Genomic DNA, 2,934 nt, shown 5'->3' with positions numbered 1-2,934 from the left:
CCTCGCGGATTTTCTATTCGGTTTTTATTTGCTAAATTACGTGCTAAACCACGCAACAAACCATATACAAACACGTTGTAAAACATTTGATGACGAAATCTGACATTAAAAAATATCACAAACTAATTGGATACTTAAATTTGATTTTAAGTTTACTCTACTTAATTTTTTCAAGAGAAAGTGAATTGACCGAAAGACTCTTTGCTGTATTAACAATCAATGTTGGTTATCATATGGTCTATTATTTTTTTGCTGGAATTTACAAGGGAACTAAACGAATGCGGAGCCATAACGATTTCAATAATAGCATTGGAGGAATAATGATTGGAATGTTTGCGATATTCGGTTTTATCGCTTCGATTTTTTTGACTTATATCTTTGTATATGACGCCATAACGTATAATGAATACTATGGATTGTTTGCAATTTGTATTCCATTTGGAATTTTACTTGGCGCATATTCATTATGGATAGACGTTCGAGATGAGAAAACAAGTTTTTGACCAGAACTATGAATTGGATAGATATTCTTACCGGAACTTGTTTAATGACACTTGGAATACTTTGGCTAAATTATCAAATCGATAAAACAGGAAAATATAAAAAAAATGAATCTTATAGTCAATTAGCAACACAACCAAGTCAATATGTTGGAATTCTGATTTTAATATTAGGTGGAATTTTAATGATATTAAGAGGTTTATGAATAAATAAAAAAACGTTTTACAACACCGTGTATAATTAATTGCTTGGTTCTTGCCTACTTACGAATATTCCTGCGGAATATTCTTTTCGGTATTTATTTGCTAAATTAGTTGCTTAAACACGCAACTAACCATACACAAACACGTTAGCGGTAATTAGAATGCACCATGAATAAGAAATTAGCAATATTGACTTTTATGGGAATATTAGGATTCTTTGGTTGTAAGTCAAAAGAAAAAGACTCTCTAGCAAAGACTGAAATAGGAATAGAAATAAAAAAAGAAGTTGAATCTATTAGTTACGAGAAGCAAATTGAAGTTTTCAAATCATTAGGCTATGAGTTTGCAGATGGAGTAACGAAAGACTTAATATTAACTGATGGCTATGCAAAATCGGTTTGGGACGAAATAAAAAAAGAGAGACTTCAAGAAATAGAGCAAAATCCTTTTTCAAGATTATACTATTATTTTGGTTGGAGAAGTCCGGAGATTTCTGGATTTAACTTTAGTGATAAATGTATTTGGTTTGACCTTGAATTTATCGACCCAAGTGACCAATATATTTGGTTTATGAAACGAATGGGAGCAATTACAAGTGGAGAAATTAATTACTCTGACATATCAATTCAAATAGATAAAAATAATTACGAATGGATAATATTTAAAGTAAACGGAATTGACAAAAAATGGAAATTAGAGAAAGTTGGTTACATTTCAGATTCTTTTTTTCAAAGATTCTCGTATTTACCCTCTGAATTGAAAGTCAAAGGAAAATACACTTATTATGATGACGGAGGACAACAATTTGTAATTGATTATGCAACTGAAAATGAGCAAAAGGAATTTATTAAAGAAACTGGACTAAATAGAGAGTGGTTGGGACAAGGAAATCATTTCTCTGAGCCAAAAGAATAACTACCGCTAACACCGTATATAATTTATTGCTAGTTCTAGCCTACTTACGAAAATCCTCGCGGATTTTCTATTCGGTTTTTATTTGCTAAATTAGGTGCTTAAAACACGCAACAAACCATATACAAACACGTTAGGCACAATATAAAGAATGGGACAAATTATACATCCACAGAAAAGAGAAATAAAAGGACCTTGGCTTCTTAATCAAGATGACTTCGAAGCTTTAAATAGTGTTATTGAAAATATTGATAATTTATTATACCAATCTTGGTTAGGAAAAATTGAATCGGATGTAAAGAATGAAAACAAAAAAATTACCGAAGAAGAACTGAACAAACTTGTTGAAGAGAATAAAAGTAAAAGTTGGTATGACAAACACATTACAGAATGTGAAATAACATCACAAGATGAAACCAAATTAAGTGATAAATCAATTCTTGGTTTATTAAAAGACCAAACCTTGAGTACACTTAAGCCAAAATCATTCAACGTAAAATTAAGGCACGGAGGAATTTTTGAAAATAGTTTTGAATTAAAGGTTTCTAATTTTTACAAAGGAGAATTAAGCTACGATATTAGTTGTTATGATTTAAATATTAAAGATGAAATCCAGTATGAAATAGACAGATGGATTGAAAAGCGCAAACCTAATAGAGCACTACAACTTTGGTCAAATTAAGGAGACTTCATAACTTTTACCTTTATAGTACCATTAATTCTTCTTGGTGTTCAAAGTTTTTCAACGTCATATACAACTTATCAAGAAACAATAGGTTTAGAAATGTATGAACTTGGAAAAGTAGGGATTAATGAAAGTAATAGAGATTTAGCTTTAGAACTATTAATCAAGTCCAAAAGTGGTTACAGACCAGATGATTTTGTACCTGTAGTGAAACCTAATAACCCTATTTGGATTAGACTATTTGCTGTAGCTGTATTTATTTATATTGCATCACTCTTTCGACCGAAAACGTTGCTTGGTTTAGGGAAAATGAAAAATAAATTAGTCTTATATAACATTTGGATTAAATTGGTTTTAGTGACTCTTCCTGCAATATTAATTCTAGGCCCTTTTTGGAAAACAATTGTAAAATGGTTCTATTAAAAATACTGTGCCTAACAACGTGTATAATTCATTGCTAGTACTCACCTACTTACGAAAATCCTCGCGGATTTTATATTCGGTTTGTATTTGCTAAATTAGTTGCTGAAACACGCAACGAAATCATACACAAAACCGTTGTGCATCATTTGAGAAAATCGTGCTCAAAATGAAAATCATTGAATTTTAATGAAAAAATGGGTTTTAATAATT

At 30.5% G+C, this 2,934-nt stretch carries 5 protein-coding genes; all 5 read left to right on the top strand.

Features of this window, described 5'->3' with window-relative positions:
- The first annotated feature begins 89 nt into the window (after positions 1-89).
- The 5 genes from Q0891_RS17160 to Q0891_RS17140 all read left to right on the top strand — a co-directional run bounded on the left by Q0891_RS17160 (position 90) and on the right by Q0891_RS17140 (position 2,724).
- A complete protein-coding gene (locus Q0891_RS17160; protein ID WP_299103568.1) occupies positions 90-503 on the top strand; it encodes a hypothetical protein in 414 nt (137 codons plus the stop codon).
- A gap of 8 nt (positions 504-511) precedes the next feature.
- Positions 512-706 carry a hypothetical protein gene (locus tag Q0891_RS17155; RefSeq protein ID WP_299103567.1) on the top strand — a complete coding sequence of 65 codons (195 nt, stop codon included), beginning with the start codon at positions 512-514 and terminating at the stop codon, positions 704-706.
- Positions 707-872: 166 nt separating this feature from the next.
- Positions 873-1,619, top strand: a complete 747-nt coding sequence (locus tag Q0891_RS17150) for a hypothetical protein (protein WP_299103566.1) — start codon at positions 873-875, stop codon at positions 1,617-1,619.
- Between the two features lie 148 nt (positions 1,620-1,767).
- Entirely contained in the window at positions 1,768-2,298 is a 531-nt protein-coding gene (locus Q0891_RS17145) for a hypothetical protein (RefSeq protein ID WP_299103565.1), read from the top strand.
- Positions 2,299-2,400: 102 nt separating this feature from the next.
- Positions 2,401-2,724, top strand: coding sequence for a hypothetical protein (locus Q0891_RS17140; RefSeq protein ID WP_299103564.1), 324 nt, complete (start codon positions 2,401-2,403; stop codon positions 2,722-2,724).
- The last annotated feature ends 210 nt before the right edge of the window (positions 2,725-2,934 follow it).

This window comes from uncultured Winogradskyella sp. (genome assembly GCF_947498005.1).
Lineage (GTDB): Bacteria > Bacteroidota > Bacteroidia > Flavobacteriales > Flavobacteriaceae > Winogradskyella.
This window is presented reverse-complemented; position numbering and strand designations above follow the sequence as displayed.